We start from the raw sequence: 17012 nt of genomic DNA, 5'->3' as shown, positions 1-17012 counted from the left end.
AGGCGCGGAAATACTCTGGCTAGCAGTGCCGTTGCACTGAGGGTGCCGCTATCAATATTTGACCTCGCGTCGATCTCCGAGGACGAAACAGCCAGTGACAGCTTCGCCGCCAGCGTAGAGATGGCGCAGCATGCCGAGAAGTGGGGCTATACGCGCATCTGGTACGCCGAGCACCACAACATGAAATCCATCGCGTCCTCCGCGACCAGCGTGCTCATCGGCCACATCGCGGCGCACACCTCGTCGATCCGCCTCGGCGCGGGCGGGATCATGCTGCCGAACCATTCTCCGCTCGTGATCGCCGAGCAGTTCGGGACGCTCGCGACGCTGCACCCGGGCCGCATCGACCTCGGGCTCGGCCGGGCGCCCGGGACGGACCAGAAAACGTTGCGCGCCCTGCGGCGGACCCCTGCTTCCGCGGACAGCTTTCCCCGTGACGTGCTCGAGCTCCAGGGCTACCTCTCCGACCAGTCCGTGATCCCGGACGTGGAGGCCACCCCGGGCAAGGAAACCCACGTTCCCCTCTACATCCTCGGCTCGTCCCTCTTCGGCGCCAGGCTCGCAGCAGCGCTGGGCCTGCCCTACGCCTTCGCGTCGCACTTCGCACCGGATGCGCTCGAGGCCGCGGTCACCGCATACCGGCGCGAGTTCCAGCCGTCCCAGCAGCTCGAGCACCCCTACGTCATCGCGGGGGTGAACGTGATCGCCGCGGACAGCCAGCGCGACGCGATGCGCCTGTTCGAGGATGCGCAGCGCTACCGGGTCACCCGGCTCGTGGGAAAGGGACGAACGTTCACCCGCGACGAAGCGGACCTGCTCCTCGATTCGCCAGCGGGCCAGCAAGTCCGGCAGATGGGCAGGTACTCGGCTGTCGGTACCGCCTCGGACGTCAAGCAGTACCTCGATGAGTTCACCGGCCATGCCGACGCTGATGAGCTGATCGTGCTCTCCGCCGCCACCGATCGTGATGCGTGGCTGCGCTCGCTCGAGATCGTGGCCGAGGTCAGCGAGCTTGAGCGTGGTGGTTCGCGGTAGCGAGCTCCTTGATGGTGAGCAGCATCTTCCGGCTCATCACGAAACTGATCGGCTCCAGCAGCATCCGGCCGAACGCCAGGCGGCTGCGTACCGAGTCGCCGTGAGTGCTGCCGCCGCGCTCGATGAGCCTCGTGCGGCCACCTGCTAGGGGAAGCAGGTGGAACCCCCAGACCGTCGCCTCGCCCGAGTCCGCATCCGAGGCGAACAGCACCAGGTGGCTCTGCGCTTCGATCAGCGCGACGGGCATGGGTGGCGCCTTCGGGTGCAGGCGGATCGCATCCCCCACCTCGAGGTGCTGGAACCGCGGCAGGATCTCGTGCGCGTTCGTGATGCGGCAGCCGACGAGATTCTCGAGCGCTTGATAGCTGTAGAAGCCGCCCCGGCCCTGCCCGAGCTGCACGATCCACGGCCACACCTCGCGCGGCCCCGCATTGATCGTCACGCCGTGCGTATAGTGCCACTTCGGCTCGGCGAGAAGCTCATCGCCCGGATACGCGCGTTGCCGCTCGGCCGCCGTGGTTCCCCAGGTGGTCCGCCACTTGCGGAGCGGTCGGCCCAGCAGCACGTGGATCTTCATCAGGGCAATAGCGCTGAACGTCTCGATGAAAGTCCGCGCCAGGCGGCGGACTAGGTCGAGCTTGCTGCGGCGAGTGGGCCTCATGCTGCAAGCCTTGCCGCAGCGAGCAGTTCGGGCAAGTATCGAGAGTCCCCTTTCGGTGGGTCGAAAGCCTGTTCCGTTGATGCCCGCACGCCCTGGCATCCGGCGCGCGTTCGGTCCACGCTGGATCCAGGGCCCACGATTGGACGAGCAATGGACGCACCGGCAAGTGGATCAAGTGCCGATCTCTACTGGCTACCACTGGGGGCGGGCGGTCGAGTCGTGCGCTGGAACGGGCGGGCCTACGAGGCGCTCGCCTCTCGGCTCAGCCATCGGCCTGCCGCGCAGATCTACCACTCCGCGCTCATCGTCACCTACCGCGGCACCGCGTTCACGATCGAGATGGGGCCGGTGTGGAACATCAAGGACGTGCAGCGGGGGGTTGTCGGGGTCGGTCCGGTGGGTTCGCGCTGGCTGGGACGTTTCCGGCTGTTCCGCTACGAGACCCGCTGCTGGAGGGACGGTCGCATCCCCGATATCACCGAGGCCGTTGATAGCCCACAGCGTCTGAGCAGCGATGACGCGCGCGCGGCTGGGATGCTGGAGCTCGTGCGGATAGCGCCGCCTCTGACGTGGGGCCGGGATGAATTGCGCACGGGCGAGATGTGGAACTCGAACTCACTGGTCTCCTGGTTGCTCGCGAGGACCGGGCATGACACTTCCGTCATAACGCCGCCGAGGGGAGGCCGCGCGCCTGGCTGGGATGCGGGTCTCGCGCTCGCGGTGTGGGTCCAGGCGAATGGGAACACCGGTCGAGGGAAGCCACCCGTCGGGCATGCGGCCGCCCGATGGTCGAGCGAGACCACGGCATGCTTTGACGACCTTGAAACGATGCCATGAGCGCGCCCAGGCCTGCGTTGTGGATGATCGAGGACCTCGAGCCGTTCCCGGACGCTCCGCGCGTGGGCGAGGTGTGCGAACCGTCCACCTACTGGGCCTCGCCCGGCATGGTGGAAGTGCCGGACGAGATGATCTGCGAGGTCACGGCTTCTGTCGAGGAAGTGACAGTGCACGGCCGGAGGGAACGCGTCGCGCATCTCGGCGAGGGGTTCACGACGGAGATCCCGGACGGTATCGAGGCATTGGGTGAAACGACACTCACGGGGTGCCTGGTGTGGGACCGCTACCTTTGGCTCGACTACCGCACGCAGCCGGCAGGCCGGGTCCTGGTGACCGAACGCGCATCCCTCTACCGGCGGGCAGTCCGCGTGCCAACCGGGGATCTCGGCTGGTACAGCGTGCACCACGTGGGTCCGGCGAGGCGGCTGCGTGGTGAACGCCTCCCGGAGAGCCACGACGTCGTCGCCCACGCGCTGCTCGTGGCACTCGTGTGACCCTGGCCCTGCTCCCCCGGCCTCCCTGCACCCACGCCCCCGGAAGTGTTACCAAATGCACCCACTCGCGGCCGCAATAGGGTGCAAAACCGCACACAACCGCGGCAACGAGGACGCGCCACCGCGGGCTCCCAACCCACAGCGCAAGCCCCGCTACACCAGGTAGGAGCCGACGAATACTGCCGTGGAGAGAGCGAGCATCCCGAGGCAGTTGAACCAGAAGACGCTGCCGAGGAATCGCGCCCGGATGTGGGAGTACGCAGCCGCGAGGAAGTATCCGATGACGGCGGCATTGGTGGCCGCGGCGATGCCTGGATACGCCAGGCCGACGACCAGCCCGGCCGTGGCCAGCAGCTTGATGAAGACCAGCGCCCACCCCCAGTCCAGCGGGAACCCGACGCCCTCGAGGCAGTCACGGACGAAGCGTGGTGGCCGTATCGAGATGAGGGCATCGCCCAGCAGGATGGCGGCGAGGAGCAAGGTGGGCCACACGGGGTCCGGTATGTCGAACATTGCTCAATGACCTCCCACTACGGTTGCGCGAGCTCGCTCTTGATGATCTTGCCCGTGGCGTTGCGGGGCAGCGCGCTGAGGAACTCGACGTCGCGGGGCACCTTGTAGCGCGCGAGCCGGCCGCGCACGAGTTCCTTCACTTCATCGGCGGTGAGCTCGTGGCCATTGCGCAGCGCGACGAATGCCCGCAGGCGCTGCCCGAACTCCTCGTCGTCGACTCCCACGCACGCGACCTCGGCGACGGCGGCGTGGCTGGCGATGACATCCTCGACTTCCCTGGGGTAGACGTTCTCCCCGCCTGACACGATCATCTCGTCATCGCGCCCGACCACGAGCAGGCGGCCTGCCTCGTCGAACTGGCCGAGGTCACCGGTCGCCATGAGGCCGCCGATGCGCTCCTTGTCGCCGCCGCCGGTGTATCCCCCGAAGAGCTGGGCGTTGCCGACGAAGATGCGACCAGTCTCGCCCTGCCGGACTTCCTTGCCGGACTCATCGAACAGGCGCACGGTCGTGCCGCGGGTCGGTCGCCCAGCGGTGCCCGGCGCCACGCGCAGATCCTGTGGGGTGGCGATCGTTGCGTAGGCGACCTCGGTGGATCCGTAGAGGTTGTACAGGTTGTCGCCGAAGGAATCCATCCATCGTGTAGCGAGGTCACCCGTGAGCGCGGAGCCCGACACCGCCACCACTTCAAGCGATGATGTGTCATATCGGTCGCGAACGTCCTTCGGCAGATCGAGGATGCGCTGGAGCATCACCGGGATCGCGATGAGCGCCTCGCACTTCGAGCGCTCGATCTCCGCGAGCCATTCCTCGGCGCTGAACCGGCGCAGCATCACGACCGTCGCTCCCAGTCCCAGGGCCATCACGAGGTTCGCGAGGCCCCAAGCGTGGAACGCAGGCGCGGCAAGACCGATGCGCATCCCGGCGCGAAGCGGGATACGGCCCAGGAGCGCGGCCGGTGCCTCGAGGGTGAGAGTGCCGCCAGCGGCGACGGCACCGCGCGTAGCGCCTCGAGGAGTGCCGGTAGTGCCGGAGGTCAGGATGGTGAGCTTGCCGGACCGTCCGGGGACCGGCGGGCGACGTCCGTGGTACTGGTCGGCGAGGGAGGCCAGGCTGAGCGCTCTGCCGCTTGGTTCCGCGTCGCTGACGATGCGCACCATGTGCTCGGGAGTGTCCCCCATCCGATCGTGGAACTCGCTGTCGTGGATGACGGCGAACACCGCTTCGCGCGTCGTCACCTCCCGCAACTGGGGCGCCGAGAACTCGGTGTTGAGCAGCAGGACGTCAGCGCCGACTTTCGCCACGGCCGTCACGGCGTCGAGGAAGCCCCGGTGATTGCGTGCCAGCACTCCTACGGTGTCGCTCTCGGTGACACCGTGCTGCGCGAGGCCGCAGGCGATAGCGTTGCTGCGCTCGTCCGCCTGAGCGTAGGTCTGCGTGCCGGAGTCGTCGATGATCAGCGGTGCGTCCGCGTTGCGGATCGCCCCCGCCGCGACGGCGGTCCCGAGGCTGAGTCCCCAGGTCCGGGCCGCCCATGCGATGCGGACGAGCGCGTCCGGCCTCATGGGTCGCACGATCCCGCTGCGCGCTAGCACGGCGGCGTGCTCGAGTTCCCGGAGGGCGCGGCGGGGCCACGAGGGTGGCGGGGGCCGCGGTGTGGTGTTGTGCTCGATCTCGAGCTTCGCGGCCTTGAGCGCATCGCTGAACATGGAGCGGATCCGGGGGTACGCGGCGAGGTCGGCGACCGCCCCCATCAGGCCGGGGGCGTCGTAGGAGTAGCGCAGCGTCAATGAGGTGCGGCCATTGCCACGGGGCCGGAATCTCAGGCGCAGGCGATGATCGACGCCGGTGAACGCGTTCCAGGCGAACTCGCGGGCCGGGGTGAAGTCGACGATGATGATGTCCGCCCCCACGAGCGCGGCGCCGAGCTTGATGTGAATCCGGTACTGCGCATCGAGAGCAGGTTGTTGTCCGCTGGCTTCTGGTGTCACGGTCATATCGGTGCCGACGAAGCGCGCGATCCGGGCAGGGTCCGCGCAGGCCTCCCACACAACCTCCGGCGGAGCATCGATCTCGACCACATGCTCGAACTTCATCCGATCACCGGCAGCTTCCGCTCGATCTGCAACGCCGTCAGCACATCCTGCATTCGTGCCAGGACCTCGTCGTAGACGGCGTCCCAGTCCGGGTCCTCGCCGTACTCGGCGCGAAGGTCAATAGGTCGCAGGTACTGGATGACGATCTTCGAGGGCAGCGGCACGAACGGCGCGAATGGCGGCGCGAGCCCGTAGGGAACCGCGACCATGATGGGAATGGTCTTGAGCCGGAATATCCGGTCAACGCGCAGCAATCGAGCGAGCCACTCCCCCCGGGAAAGGAACAGCGCGGTCTCCTGGCCACCGATCGTCACCTGCGGCACGATCGGCACGTTGTGCTTGTAGGCGAGGCGCAGGAAGCCCCTCCGGCCGCCGAAGTCGACGCGCGCTGACTCCCAGGTTGGCCGGAACACCTCGTAGTCGCCGCCTGGGAAGACTTGCAGCACAGCGCCTCCGGACAGGGCCAGGTCAGCATTGTCGGGATCCGCCTCGACCGTGCCGAAGCGGCGCAGCAGCCACGCGAACGGCGAGTTCAGCACCATCCGGTGAGCCAGTTGATAGAACGGCCGCTCGGTGCCCAGATAGGAGGAGATCGCGAGCTGGGAGATGAACACCTCGGGCGACTGCAGGCCACCGGTGTGGTTGCCGACGATGAGCACGGGGCCTTCGTCCGGTATGTGGTGCAGGCCCCGCACGTCTGGGCGGAACCACAGGCTCATCAGCAGCCACAACCCGGGCAGCAGCTCGCGGATCGAATCCGGATCGCGATCCTCCAGATCGCCGGGCCGGTACCGCGGGAGCAAGCCGGAGAGGGGCCGGGTGAACGTACCCGCTGTCCCCTGGGCCAGGGCCCGCGCAGTACCGAGCATCCGCCCAGCTACGGACTCGCCGAAAGCCATCGCGCTCCTCGATTCGATCAATGCGCACGCGGTGTAGCGATATCCCAAGTGTAGGGCGGGGGTGCACGAGGAGGCGGAGGGTTCGACGAAGCGGCACCGGTAATATAGGTACCTCTCGACCAATCGAAGGACTCGTGATGGTTGCCTTCCGACGTCACCGCAGCATGTTCATATCCGTCGCTACTGCCCTTGCGGTCCTCGGTGCCATGCTCGGTTCGAGCGCGGCAGCGGACGCCCAGGAGCCTGCTCCCCCAGCTGTCGAGCAGACCCCGCAGGCTGCTCAGGACTTCCTCGACGAGCGGCTGCCCGCGCTGCTCGACGAGCACGGCGCGCCAGGCATCGTGGCGGCGATCGTCTCGGGCGGCGAGCAGGCCGCGGCCGGCGGATATGGGTTTGCCAACGTCGAGCAGCAGCGGAGGATCTCTCCGTCGGACACGGTTTTCGAGACAGCATCGGTAGCGAAGTCGTTCACCACGATGGCGGTGCTGCAGCTCGTCGATCGTGGACTCATCGATCTACGCGCGGACATCAACACCTACCTAGGGCCGGGCGTGGAGGTAGCGGACACCTACCCAGGCCAGCCCGTCACGATGCATCACCTGCTGACCCATACGGCGGGCTTCGAGGATGCGCTGGGCGGAGATGGCGCGCGCAGTGCCGAGGAGGTGCCGTCGCTCGAGGAGTACGTGGCCCGGACATCGATGAAGCGCGTGCAGCCGCCGGGACGCTTCGTCGCCTACTCGAACTATGGAATGAGCCTTGCGGGCCTCGTCGTGCAGGAGCTCGCCGGGATGTCCTTCGAGGACTACACCGAAGCGAACATCTTCAGCCCGTTGGGAATGGTGTCGACCGAGTTCCTTCCCGCGGGCGAGGCGCGAGCCAGGGATGACGTCGCGACCACCTACTATGCGGATGGTTCACCAGCTGGGGCGATCCACCTCGCGGGGACCCCGGCGGGCGCGGCGGTGACCACTGCCGACGACATGTCCCGGTTCATGCGAGCGCTGCTAGGCGGGGGCGAGCTCGACGGCCAGCGCGTCCTTTCGCCTCGATCGGCGCAGCTGATGCTCACCCGGCAGGCAGGCATGGATCCGCGCGTGGCGGGTGCTGGCTATGGCACCTGGCAGTTCCAGCTCGGTCCGCCGTCGGGCTTCGGACACGGCGGTGACCTGCCCGGCATCCACACCCAGTACGTCGTGGTTCCGGAGCTTGATCTGGGCATCTTCGTGGCGGTCAACGGGGACGACGGCGACGACAGCACGGCCGTCAATCCCGTGGAGGACCTGAGGTCCTCCGTGGTCGAGGAGTTCCTCGACGCCTTTGCTCCCGAATCCGAGTGGCCCGGCGCGGCGCCGGACCCGAGCGTTGATCTCTCGCGCTATGAGGGCGCGTTCGTCACCACTCGGAACAGTGTCACTGACTTCAGCAAGCTTCGTGCGCTCATGGATAGCCTCAGCGTGAGCGCGAACGGCGAGGTCACGCTGTCGATAGAGGGCTCCGCCGCGCTCGACCAGACGTGGCTCCCGGCCGGTGACGGGCTCTTCGTCGCCGAGAACGGGGAGGACATGGCCGCGTTCGTCGAGGAAGACGGCCGTGTGATCGCGCTTGCGCTCAACAGCAATCCCACCCAGGCGTACGAGAAGGTCGCCTGGTACGAGCAGCCACGCCTGCACATCGTGAGCTGGGCCGCAGCGGCAGTGGTGCTGCTGACTGTTCTCGCCTGGCCCGTCGCCGCGGCCATCCGGCGGATCCGGGGGCGGTCGCGCCGCGACAGCCCGCGGGGCGCGTTCCTCGCCCGGTTGGTCGCTGCCCTCGCAGCCACCTCGAGCGTGGCGCTCATCGTGCTTCTTGCCTATGGGCTCGCGAACCAATCTGTGCTCGAGCAGTGGCTCTTCACCAATCCCGGTTGGCTGCTCGTTCCCATGACAGTGGGCGCGCTGGCGGCGGCTGCCACTGCTGTCGCGGCGGTGGTCGCGTGGCAGCGCGGGTGGTGGAGCGCGGTCGGGCGGGCGCACTACTCGCTGGTCGCGCTCGCGGCGATTGTATTCGTCAGCCTGGGCTGGAACTACAACCTCATGTGGACGCCATTCGGGTGACGGCGTGGCAGATTGTTCCTCAGAGTCGCACAGCTAGGTGCCACGTGTTCTCGCCAGGCTCGCGGCGATAGTGCAGCTCATCGAGCAATGCGCTAGCTATTGCCAGGCCACGCCCCGATTCCGCGAGGTCCCCAGGGAGCGAGGCTGTCAACATGTCGAGGTTCTGCTTCGAGCCATCGTCCTTGAACCGGGCTTCGAGCAGGCCTTCGCGGATCGTGACGGCGAGGGAGAATGTGCGGGTACCGCTGGCCCGCCCGTGGGTGACGATATTCCCGGCGATCTCGGCCACGGCGGTCTCGAACCGCATCCGATGAGTGTCGTCAGTGCTCGGAGCGCTCTCCCATAGCCGCGCGAGAAGATCATGCACCGCATCGAGTGATTCAGGCAGTGCCGCCGCGGTCAAAGCCAGGGGCCCTGCCTCATCGCCCACTGAATGCCTCCTCCGCCGACGCGTGCGCCTTGAGGACACGATTGAGGTTTGTCAGCTGGAGCACCGTCTCCACCTGAGTGCTCGGTCGCGCGATGCGCAGGTCGCCGCCAGCCTGTCGGGCGCACTTGAGGCCCGAGATGAGCGCGCCCAGCCCAGAGGAGTCGATGAAATCGGTGGCCTCCAGGTCGACGACGATCCGTTGGGCACCACCTGCGACAGTCGACTCGATGAGTTCCCGAAGGCGGGGTGCCGCGACCATGTTGAGCCGCCCTCGTGGCTCGATGATGGCGACGCCGCTGTCGGCGGTGCGGGTCATGAATTCGATCATGCTGCTCCTTCATGCTGCCTGTTCATCCGAAGCGCCTTGATGACCACGCTGAGTATGGCGAGATCGAAGGCTACCCAGAGGATATTCACCCAGAATCCCAGCGGCGAGATCAGTCCTGTCGCGAGATTGGCGGCGCCGATGAGCGACGCGACCGCGAGGATCGCCATGGCGAGCAGTTGGTACCGCACCAGGTGCCATTGCCTGCCCTGAGTATCTTGTCGGGTCTTCGGTGTGACCGCGAAGTCCAGCGGCTTGTTGAAGTAGACGTTGCGGAAGGCGGTGTAGCACGCTTTGATCCACACCGGGAAGAGTGCGAGGTTGTATTGCTGACCGCGCCAGGTCGGGGTGCCACGACTGACGACGAGGAACATGAGCTGGTTGACGATCAGGAACGGGATGAGCCGGATGAAGAAGTCGACGCTCCATGCCTGCACCGGCATGATGCCGAGGGTCAGGTAGAGCACCGGGGCAGCAAAATAGATGATTGCTGCGAAGCCGGCCAGATAGCTCCACATCGTGGCCCAGTACATCAGCCGCTGCGCTGCCGAGAGCCCGCGCTGGACGAGGGGGTTCTCCCGCAGCATGACCTGCACGGTGCCCTGCGCCCAGCGCAAGCGTTGGGTCAGCATGGTCTTCAGGTCCTCGGGCGCGAGCCCGTGTGCCAGGATCTCGTTGTGGAACGCGGTGCGCCAGCCCTGGGCATGCATTCGCATGCAGGTGGCCATGTCCTCGGTGACGGAGATGGTCGAGATGGGAAGCATTGGCTGTGCCTCCGCCTCGCGCCCCACGTCGATGGACCGGATGATCGCTCGCACCGATTCGATCGCGCCGAGTGGCGACCATTCGCGCTGCGTGAGCAGGCCGTGGGCATTCTCGTCCAGGAGGAACTCGTTCCCGGGGGCGAACCCATCCGCCAGTTCCGAGAGCTCAGCGATTGCTGCCAGGTCAGCCCGCATGGCCAGCACGTCCGAATCGACGACCTCCCGAGCGGCAGCGTCCACTCGTCGCTGGAAGTCGTAGGTAACCTCCGCGAACGGTCGCCCGCCGCGGAGGTCCTCCTGCGCAGCGCGGACCGCGGCGCGCACGGTGCCGAGCGCTGCCCGTGATTGTGGCGAGCTTCCGTCTAGGTCAGCACGTGCCTTCTCGATGACCTTGGCAGCCGCAGCCAGTGCACCGCGAATATCCTTCTCCACAGCCTCTACGTAGCCGGTGACCCCGAGCTGCATCAGCGCTTCGCGGCGCAGGACCGCATTGGATCCGCAAAAGTACGCGGCATTCCACCCATCCTTTCCCTCCTGGATCGGGCCGTAGAAGAGTGGTGCCTGGCTTCCCAGCGGGTCACCTTCTGGGACATTGATGAAGTACTGCGGTGTTTGGACCAGGGCCATCCGCTGGTCCTCGAAGTACCCGAGGGTGCGGTCCAGGATCTCTGGCTGCGGCACCTGGTCTGCGTCGAGGATGAGGATGAACTCGCCATCGGTGTGCATCAGCGCGTTGCTGAGGTTGCCCGCTTTGGCGTGCCGCGGCTTGTTCCTCCAGCCGCTCGCCCGTACGAGGTACTCGATGCCGCGCGCCTTGGCGATCTCGCCGAGCTCGGGCCTCGATCCGTCATCAAGAATCCATGTCCTGTGGGGATAGCGGATGCGCTGCGCGGCCTCGGCGGTGCGCAGAACAAGGTCGAGCGGCTCGTTGTACGTCGTGATGAACACATCGACGGTGGCATCCTCGGGCGGAAGGGGCGGCTCGCCCCTCCTTCGCAACCTCCACATGGTCAGGCCGAAAAGGAGCGAGTCGATCAAGCTATATGTTTCAGCGATGACCAGTGGGACAGCGATGTACCAGGCCGGCCACGCGACCGAGAACATCCACCGCCAGATGATGTAGTTCAGTCCCAGCAACGCTGCGATCAGGATGAGGACGCGGAGCGCGATGACCTGGCGCGTTAGATCTGCTTTCACGCCACGCTCCGGGTGCCGTGCGCGCGGCTGACGACGAGCACAGTGACGTCGTCAAGCGGCGCGGCCGAGATGGCCATGCTTCGGACCGAGGCAGCGAGCTGCCACGGCCCCTCGGCCTGGCTAGAGAGGAGCTGCAAGATAGCGCGCGCGTTCGTGCCCGACTCGTCGATGAGGTCGAGTACCCCGTCGGAACAGGCAACGAGCATGTCGCCAGGCTCGAGGGCAACCCTGTGCGACTGCCAGCCCCCATCCTCGGCCACTCCCAAAGGCAGGCCGCACGCGGCCAATCGCCGCACTGTGCCATCGGCCTTCCGTACCGCGGCGAGCCCATGGCCGGCGTCGACGTACTCCACGATTCCGGTTTCGGGGTCCAGCAAGGCATGGAACAAGGTCGCGAAGCGGGCTGTCCGGTCGAAGTCATCAGCAAGCTGGGTGGCGGCAGCGCCTACTGCCCACGCGAGGTCCGTTCCGGGCGTTGCTGCGTCCAGCGCCCGTGAAACGCCACGCAGGGCCGATCGTACTGACGCGGCCAGGATCGCAGCACCCATGCCCTTCCCCATCAGGTCGCAGACCGACACGATGACTCCGCGCCGGGTCCGGTAGTGATCGTAGAAGTCACCGCCGACCGCGTATGCGGGGATGCACGCGCCGACGAGGTCGTACCCGTCGACAGCGAGGTTGCCAGCGGGCAAGAGTCCACGCTGGACCTCGGCCGCGCGCATTAGATCCTCGGAGCGCTCGAGCTCGCGCTGCGCCCAGGCGGCCACATCCTTGAACACGTCGAGGTCCGCGGCATCGAGGGTGCGTGGCCGGGTGTCGTAGATGCAGAACACGCCGACTGGATGGCCGCCTGGCCCGTATAGCGGGTATCCCGCGTAGAACCGGATACCGTCCTCGCCACCTATGCCGGGTAGCGAAGCGAATTCAGCGACCTCGCTCGCGTCGGTCAGGATGAGCATGGGGTTGGCGGGCCTCGTGTAGCTGCGGGCGATCGTCGTCTGGCAGATGGTCATGTCGCGAGGCACCTCGACGAGATCGAGTCCCTGTGCTGACTTGAACCACTGGCGTTCGCGGTCCATGAGCGACACCGTTGACATGGGCACGTTGAAGACCCGTCTGGCGATCTTGGTGATCTGGTCAAAGCGATCCTCGCGGGGTGTATCGAGCAACTGGAGCTGCTCGACCGCTCGCACGCGTGCTCGCTCCACATCAGGGGGTATTTCTGTGACATAAGTAGTCATGTCAGCGGAGTCTTTCGGTGAGCGCTCCAGCGAATGCTGCTGCGGATTCTGGAGTACTGGCGAACCGCCAATCTGCTTCCTTGTCATGATCGAACCAGATGAAGGCCGCGACGGAGGCGGCGCTGTCCAGGAAACCCACTAGCTGGCGAATCCAGTCTGGTTTTGATCCGCCCAATTCGGCGCTGCCGACTTCGGTCACCGCGATGGGCTTGCCAGGCGCGATCGCGCGTAGCTCGTCGAGCGTCGGGCCGAACAGGCTAGCGGGATCGATCCAATGAGTCGATGGATTCGTCGTGCCCCAGTTATATCCATCAAGCCCGATCACGTCGACATAGGAGTCACCCGGGTATAGATCCGCGATCGGCGAGCTTCCGGGGAAGGAAACGTTCGGCGACCAGACCCATTTGACGTTGTACGCGCCCTTCGAAGCGAACAGGTCGTGGAGATGACGCCACGCTGCTACGTAGCTCTCGGCGCTGGTGCCATGCGCGACGCTCCACGGATACCAGGTCCCGTTCGCCTCGTGCGCGAAGCGCAAGTACACAGTTCCTCCCCATGCAGCGAGTTGATCGGCCCAGCTATACAAGTAGTCGTCATGAAGCCCGTCCGCGATGGTTTGCATGGAGAAGGCGGCGTCTTCGTACTCTCCATCGCTGAGCCAGCGCCAGGGCTCCCATGTCACGATCGGTTCCGCCCCGAGGGCGGTGATCGCGCTGAGTCCCTCGATCGGAGGCGGTGCCGTGAAATCGGTGAACGAGAGTACAAGCGTGGGGGCCTGTCCTGCGGACTGTCCCACGCGCTCTAGCTCGTCGAGCGCCATCGGCCCCCCAGGTGTACTGATGCCGAACCGCAAGCAGTCGTGGGCTGGGGAGTGCAGGCGCGCATCCGGGCAGGCGGTTCCTCTCGCCGGTGCCGCGCATGCGGACAGAGGCGTCAGCACCAGGATCGTTGCGGCGAGGAGCAGGCGCGCACCGATGCTCGTCCCCGGCCTCAGCGTTGAGCAGATAGGTCTCATCGACCCCTCTCTCCAGCGAAGTTTCAGTTTGTAACATTACCGGACGCCGCGATCGCGGCCGGAAGTGTTACCGAATGCACCCTCTCGCACGTGGAATGGGGTGCAAAAGCGCACACAACCGGCGGGGATCACGCGCCTCGCGGACGCCCATCGCGGCCTGCCAGGATCGACCGGGCTGTGAGCGCGACGGTGCGGTCGTTGTCCTTCGCCATCTGTTCCAGCGCGCCGGCAGCGGCGGGGCCGGGGATCTAGGCGAGAGCCTGGGCAAGGCGCAGCCGGGCACGCGGGTCAATGGCGCTGCCGAGCGGGCCGACCAGGGCTCGGACGATCGGCTCGGCGGCCTCGGGCCCCGCCGCTAGCATTCCCAGGCGCTCCGCGGCCTCGACGTCGCTTGCACCCTCGACAACCATGCTGATCAGCGTGGGCACCGCCTCCCCGTGGCCCCGCTCCCCGAGCTCAGGCGCCGCGCGCCTGCGGACCTTGTCGTCGGGGTCCGCGAGCGCGCCCTGGAGCAGTGCTAGCGCTTCCGGGCCCTCCCAAGCCGCGATGGCCGATACCGCGCGCCGCCGTGTTTCCGCATCCCGGGACGCCAATCCTGCAGCCACGTGGCCCAGTCCGTCAGCGCCCGCCCTCTCCAGGGCCCACATGAGGGCTCCGGCGACGTTCGGATCGGCTTCAGCAAGCGCTGCCTCGCCGAGGGCATCCAGGGGCAGGGGCTTGCTCGGGGCCGACGACAGGATCGCTTGCTGGCGCAGCGCCGCGTGCTCGGAGCCGAGAGCACGCAGCAGGCTGATGATGCTCAGCACATCCCCCCACTGCCCTGGTCCCGCTGCTTCGACCCTGCGCAGCCGCTGGAGCAGGTCCTGCTCGCGGTCGATCCGCTGTTGCGTCTGGCGGATCAGGTCCCCGAACAACGCAGAGGGCGCGAATCCCGGGTCGTCGAGCGCGCGCTGGATGTCGCGCAGCGGCAGGCCCAGCGATCGAAGGCTCTCGACATGCAGGATCCGCTCGATGTCGTCGCTGGAGTACTCGCGGTAGCCGCCCGACGTCCGCCCCGAGGGGCTCACCAGGCCGAGGGATTCGTAGTGGCGCAGCATGCGAGTGCTGACCCCGGAGCGTCGCGAGACCTCCCCGATCAGCATTCCGCCACCCTCGCTGCCGCGGCGCCCAGGCTCGTGACGCGCTTTGCGTACTCGAGCGCGGGGGCAAACTCAACGCCCGGGTCGCTCAGGAGCTGCTCGGTGGCGATGGCGTGGGCTCGCACCCGCGGGTCAGCATTGTCCTTGGCGGTGCCCAGGAGCGCGGCCACCGTCTCGCCCAGCGCGATGAGGGCACGGCTCAGGCTGCGCTGCGTGTCCGCATCCCCTCGGCCGAGCTCCTTCGCGAGCTGCGCGGCCAGGCCCGCTTCTCGTCCTGGGGGCACGAGCGCGACGGCGGCGCGCCAGGCGCTGCGCGCGACCTCGTCCTCCTCTTCATGCAGCAGCGGCAAGATCGACGGCCAAGCAACCGGGTCGCCGATCTTGGACAGCGTGTGCAATGCCTGGCTGCGTGCCTGCGCGGACGCCGAGCCGAGCTCCACGAGCAGCCGCGGCACAGTGGCCTCGGCGGGGTGCCGGACCAGCGCCCAGGTGAGCATGTCACGGACAAAGAAGTCTGGTTCGGTCGCGCAGCGCGCGACCAAGGGCTCGACGAGCCTCGCGCCAGGATGCGTACCGGCCATCAGCGCGGCCCTGAGCCGGGTGGACGAGCGCGCATCAGCAAGTGCCTCGATCAGGCGGGCGTCCAGTTCGTGGTGGGCAGTTGTCATGGCGGCCACCTCCTCTACTGGACAGTAGAAACCTTGCCATCGTGTCAAGGTCAAGCGCCGTCCCTGGCAGGCCGTCCCGTGTCCCGAGAGCCGCTCGCTACGGTGCGGTGAACGTCCCGAAGCCGGGTAGCGACGGCTGGCCAGCGGAGGGGCGGTAGTCCGAGCCAGTGATGCCGATGCTGAACACGACCGGGCCTGGACCGGTGTGCACGGTCGCGGTCTCCGGGGTGGGATCGAGGAAGTTCGGGCACGGGCGCACCATCGTCGTGCCCGCGGCGCCGGTCGCGACGTTGAGGTAATCGATCCGCACGAGCGCGCCGCCGTAGGTCGTGGCGCATGCCTCGGGCCGGGTGGGCGCGGCGAAGGTGACGTGGCCGGGTCCAGCGCTGGCGACGGTCACCGCGGCGCCGTGGATGCCGGGCACGACGAGGCCGGAGACCACGAGGCTGTGCGCGGGCAACTGGAGGACGCCGATAGGCTCTGCCGCTGCGGTCGTGGCGCCCACCGCGAGGGGCGCGAGAATGGCTGCGCCGAGGGTGGCGGCTGCTCGTGTGAGATTCATGGTTCCCCGGTTCGTGATCCCTGGTGTTTCTCTTGTCCTGAGGCTACGTGTCCATCGGGTGAATTGTCCTAGGCTCCGTGCGATCGGCGTGAGTGATCCGCGACATTCTTGTCGTAGCCCGGGTACAGAATGAATCCAGTCATCCAACGACGTGGAAGGAATCGCGATGAGCGCGCTTGATCGCTATATCCCGGGGGTGCCCTGCTGGGCCGACACCAACCAGCCTGATCCCGATGCCGCTGCCAGGTTCTATGGCGGGCTGTTCGGATGGCAGTGCGAGAACGTCGTGCCACCGGGCGCGCCCTCGAAGTACCTGATTGGCCGCCTCCCGGGTGGTGACGTCGCCGCGATCGCGAGTTCCGCGGACGGGCAACCGCCACATCCGGCGTGGAACACCTATGTGTGGGTGGAGAGCGCCGACGAGACCGCGGCCCGGGTCACCGATGCTGGTGGCACCGTGGTGGTCGCGCCCGACGACGTGCCCGGCCAGGGGCGGATGGCCGTATGCGCCGACCGCGAGGGCGCGCGTTTCATGCTCTGGGAGGCGCACGCCCACCGTGGTTCTGCCGTGGTGAACGAGCATGGCGCCGTGAACTTCAATGACCTGTACAGCCGGGACCTCGAGGCGGCCAAGCAGTTCTACAACGCGGTCTTTGGCTGGGAGAGCATCGATCTCGGCCCCGGTGGCCACATGTGGACCCTCCCCGGGTACGGCGACCACATCGACCAGCTCATGCCCGGCCATACCGAGATGATCGTCGAGATGGGCGGCCCCACCGGGTTCGAGAACGTTGTCGCGAGCCTCAACCCCATTCCTGCCGACGATGCGGACACCCAGCCGCACTGGGGCATCACCTTTGGCGTCGAGGACGCGGACGCCGTCGCCGCCAAGGCTGTCGAGCTCGGTGGCGCGGTCGTGCTCCCGCCCACCGATGCGCCGTGGGTCCGGATGTCGGTGCTGCGCGACCCCGCCGGGGCAGTCTTCGGTGCCAACCAGTTCGTTCCCGAGAACTCGTAGCCGCCGGGACGGCGCGAGGCTT

General features: G+C 67.1%; 17 protein-coding genes. 5 read left to right on the top strand and 12 right to left on the bottom strand.

Annotation, left to right across the window (positions count from 1 at the left end; translation table 11 throughout):
- The first annotated feature begins 36 nt into the window (after nucleotides 1-36).
- Nucleotides 37-1035: an LLM class flavin-dependent oxidoreductase gene (locus tag QC765_RS00480; protein WP_278312764.1), complete on the top strand. Its 999-nt coding sequence runs from the start codon at nucleotides 37-39 to the stop codon at nucleotides 1033-1035.
- Here QC765_RS00480 and QC765_RS00475 read toward each other — a convergent pair.
- A complete protein-coding gene (locus QC765_RS00475; protein WP_278312456.1) occupies nucleotides 1004-1696 on the bottom strand; it encodes a hypothetical protein in 693 nt (230 codons plus the stop codon). The genes QC765_RS00480 and QC765_RS00475 overlap by 32 nt on opposite strands.
- A gap of 150 nt (nucleotides 1697-1846) precedes the next feature.
- On the opposite strand from QC765_RS00475, the gene QC765_RS00470 reads away from it, so the two are divergent.
- Complete coding sequence (locus tag QC765_RS00470; RefSeq protein WP_278312455.1) at nucleotides 1847-2533, top strand: hypothetical protein; 687 nt, start codon at nucleotides 1847-1849, stop codon at nucleotides 2531-2533.
- Nucleotides 2530-3027 (top strand): hypothetical protein, encoded by a 498-nt coding sequence (locus tag QC765_RS00465; protein ID WP_278312454.1) that lies wholly within the window; start codon nucleotides 2530-2532, stop codon nucleotides 3025-3027. The genes QC765_RS00470 and QC765_RS00465 overlap by 4 nt, the downstream gene beginning before the upstream one ends.
- 153 nt (nucleotides 3028-3180) lie before the next feature.
- Here QC765_RS00465 and QC765_RS00460 read toward each other — a convergent pair whose 3' ends face one another.
- From QC765_RS00460 to QC765_RS00450, 3 genes are read right to left on the bottom strand one after another with little or no spacing between them, the layout of a single operon-like run.
- A complete protein-coding gene (locus tag QC765_RS00460; protein ID WP_278312453.1) occupies nucleotides 3181-3540 on the bottom strand; it encodes a DoxX family protein in 360 nt (119 codons plus the stop codon).
- A gap of 17 nt (nucleotides 3541-3557) precedes the next feature.
- Nucleotides 3558-5636: an AMP-binding protein gene (locus QC765_RS00455; protein ID WP_278312452.1), complete on the bottom strand. Its 2079-nt coding sequence runs from the start codon at nucleotides 5634-5636 to the stop codon at nucleotides 3558-3560.
- On the bottom strand, nucleotides 5633-6535 hold the full coding sequence (locus tag QC765_RS00450) for a 1-acyl-sn-glycerol-3-phosphate acyltransferase (protein ID WP_278312451.1): 903 nt from the start codon (nucleotides 6533-6535) through the stop codon (nucleotides 5633-5635). The genes QC765_RS00455 and QC765_RS00450 overlap by 4 nt, the downstream gene beginning before the upstream one ends.
- A 137-nt stretch (nucleotides 6536-6672) precedes the next feature.
- Between QC765_RS00450 and QC765_RS00445 the strand changes: the two genes are divergently transcribed.
- Nucleotides 6673-8631 (top strand): serine hydrolase domain-containing protein, encoded by a 1959-nt coding sequence (locus QC765_RS00445; protein WP_278312450.1) that lies wholly within the window; start codon nucleotides 6673-6675, stop codon nucleotides 8629-8631.
- Between the two features lie 19 nt (nucleotides 8632-8650).
- On the opposite strand, the gene QC765_RS00440 is transcribed toward QC765_RS00445, so the two are convergent.
- The 8 genes from QC765_RS00440 to QC765_RS00405 form a co-directional block, all read right to left on the bottom strand.
- Nucleotides 8651-9061 carry an ATP-binding protein gene (locus QC765_RS00440; RefSeq protein ID WP_278312449.1) on the bottom strand — a complete coding sequence of 137 codons (411 nt, stop codon included), beginning with the start codon at nucleotides 9059-9061 and terminating at the stop codon, nucleotides 8651-8653.
- Nucleotides 9051-9389: an STAS domain-containing protein gene (locus QC765_RS00435; protein ID WP_278312448.1), complete on the bottom strand. Its 339-nt coding sequence runs from the start codon at nucleotides 9387-9389 to the stop codon at nucleotides 9051-9053. The genes QC765_RS00440 and QC765_RS00435 overlap by 11 nt, the downstream gene beginning before the upstream one ends.
- Nucleotides 9386-11347, bottom strand: coding sequence for a glycosyltransferase (locus QC765_RS00430; protein WP_278312447.1), 1962 nt, complete (start codon nucleotides 11345-11347; stop codon nucleotides 9386-9388). The genes QC765_RS00435 and QC765_RS00430 overlap by 4 nt, the downstream gene beginning before the upstream one ends.
- Nucleotides 11344-12588, bottom strand: a complete 1245-nt coding sequence (locus QC765_RS00425) for a PP2C family protein-serine/threonine phosphatase (protein ID WP_278312446.1) — start codon at nucleotides 12586-12588, stop codon at nucleotides 11344-11346. Before QC765_RS00425 ends, QC765_RS00430 begins: the two co-directional genes overlap by 4 nt.
- Nucleotide 12589: 1 nt before the next feature.
- Entirely contained in the window at nucleotides 12590-13603 is a 1014-nt protein-coding gene (locus QC765_RS00420; protein ID WP_373876622.1) for a glycoside hydrolase family 26 protein, read from the bottom strand.
- Nucleotides 13604-13851: 248 nt separating this feature from the next.
- Nucleotides 13852-14745 (bottom strand): HEAT repeat domain-containing protein, encoded by an 894-nt coding sequence (locus QC765_RS00415; RefSeq protein ID WP_309297281.1) that lies wholly within the window; start codon nucleotides 14743-14745, stop codon nucleotides 13852-13854.
- Nucleotides 14739-15410 (bottom strand): HEAT repeat domain-containing protein, encoded by a 672-nt coding sequence (locus QC765_RS00410; protein WP_278312444.1) that lies wholly within the window; start codon nucleotides 15408-15410, stop codon nucleotides 14739-14741. Before QC765_RS00410 ends, QC765_RS00415 begins: the two co-directional genes overlap by 7 nt.
- A 97-nt stretch (nucleotides 15411-15507) precedes the next feature.
- A complete protein-coding gene (locus QC765_RS00405) occupies nucleotides 15508-15972 on the bottom strand; it encodes a hypothetical protein (protein WP_278312443.1) in 465 nt (154 codons plus the stop codon).
- Between the two features lie 166 nt (nucleotides 15973-16138).
- On the opposite strand from QC765_RS00405, the gene QC765_RS00400 reads away from it, so the two are divergent.
- A complete protein-coding gene (locus QC765_RS00400) occupies nucleotides 16139-16990 on the top strand; it encodes a VOC family protein (RefSeq protein WP_278312442.1) in 852 nt (283 codons plus the stop codon).
- Nucleotides 16991-17012 lie beyond the last annotated feature (22 nt).

This window comes from Hoyosella levis, assembly GCF_026008515.1.
Taxonomy (GTDB): domain Bacteria; phylum Actinomycetota; class Actinomycetes; order Mycobacteriales; family Mycobacteriaceae; genus Lolliginicoccus; species Lolliginicoccus levis.
The sequence above is the reverse complement of the archived record's forward strand: the minus strand, read 5'-3'. Positions and strand labels throughout refer to the sequence as shown.

Bases quoted from the DNA above. Each gene is read 5' to 3' on its own strand.
- QC765_RS00475 (WP_278312456.1), bottom strand. From the start codon at position 1,696: ATGAGGCCCACTCGCCGCAGCAAGCTCGACCTAGTCCGCCGCCTGGCG.
- QC765_RS00470 (WP_278312455.1), top strand. From the start codon at position 1,847: ATGGACGCACCGGCAAGTGGATCAAGTGCCGATCTCTACTGGCTACCA.
- QC765_RS00465 (WP_278312454.1), top strand. From the start codon at position 2,530: ATGAGCGCGCCCAGGCCTGCGTTGTGGATGATCGAGGACCTCGAGCCG.
- QC765_RS00460 (WP_278312453.1), bottom strand. From the start codon at position 3,540: ATGTTCGACATACCGGACCCCGTGTGGCCCACCTTGCTCCTCGCCGCC.
- QC765_RS00455 (WP_278312452.1), bottom strand. From the start codon at position 5,636: ATGAAGTTCGAGCATGTGGTCGAGATCGATGCTCCGCCGGAGGTTGTG.
- QC765_RS00450 (WP_278312451.1), bottom strand. From the start codon at position 6,535: ATGGCTTTCGGCGAGTCCGTAGCTGGGCGGATGCTCGGTACTGCGCGG.
- QC765_RS00445 (WP_278312450.1), top strand. From the start codon at position 6,673: ATGGTTGCCTTCCGACGTCACCGCAGCATGTTCATATCCGTCGCTACT.
- QC765_RS00435 (WP_278312448.1), bottom strand. From the start codon at position 9,389: ATGATCGAATTCATGACCCGCACCGCCGACAGCGGCGTCGCCATCATC.
- QC765_RS00425 (WP_278312446.1), bottom strand. From the start codon at position 12,588: ATGACTACTTATGTCACAGAAATACCCCCTGATGTGGAGCGAGCACGC.
- QC765_RS00420 (WP_373876622.1), bottom strand. From the start codon at position 13,603: ATGAGACCTATCTGCTCAACGCTGAGGCCGGGGACGAGCATCGGTGCG.
- QC765_RS00415 (WP_309297281.1), bottom strand. From the start codon at position 14,745: ATGCTGATCGGGGAGGTCTCGCGACGCTCCGGGGTCAGCACTCGCATG.
- QC765_RS00410 (WP_278312444.1), bottom strand. From the start codon at position 15,410: ATGACAACTGCCCACCACGAACTGGACGCCCGCCTGATCGAGGCACTT.
- QC765_RS00405 (WP_278312443.1), bottom strand. From the start codon at position 15,972: ATGAATCTCACACGAGCAGCCGCCACCCTCGGCGCAGCCATTCTCGCG.
- QC765_RS00400 (WP_278312442.1), top strand. From the start codon at position 16,139: ATGAGCGCGCTTGATCGCTATATCCCGGGGGTGCCCTGCTGGGCCGAC.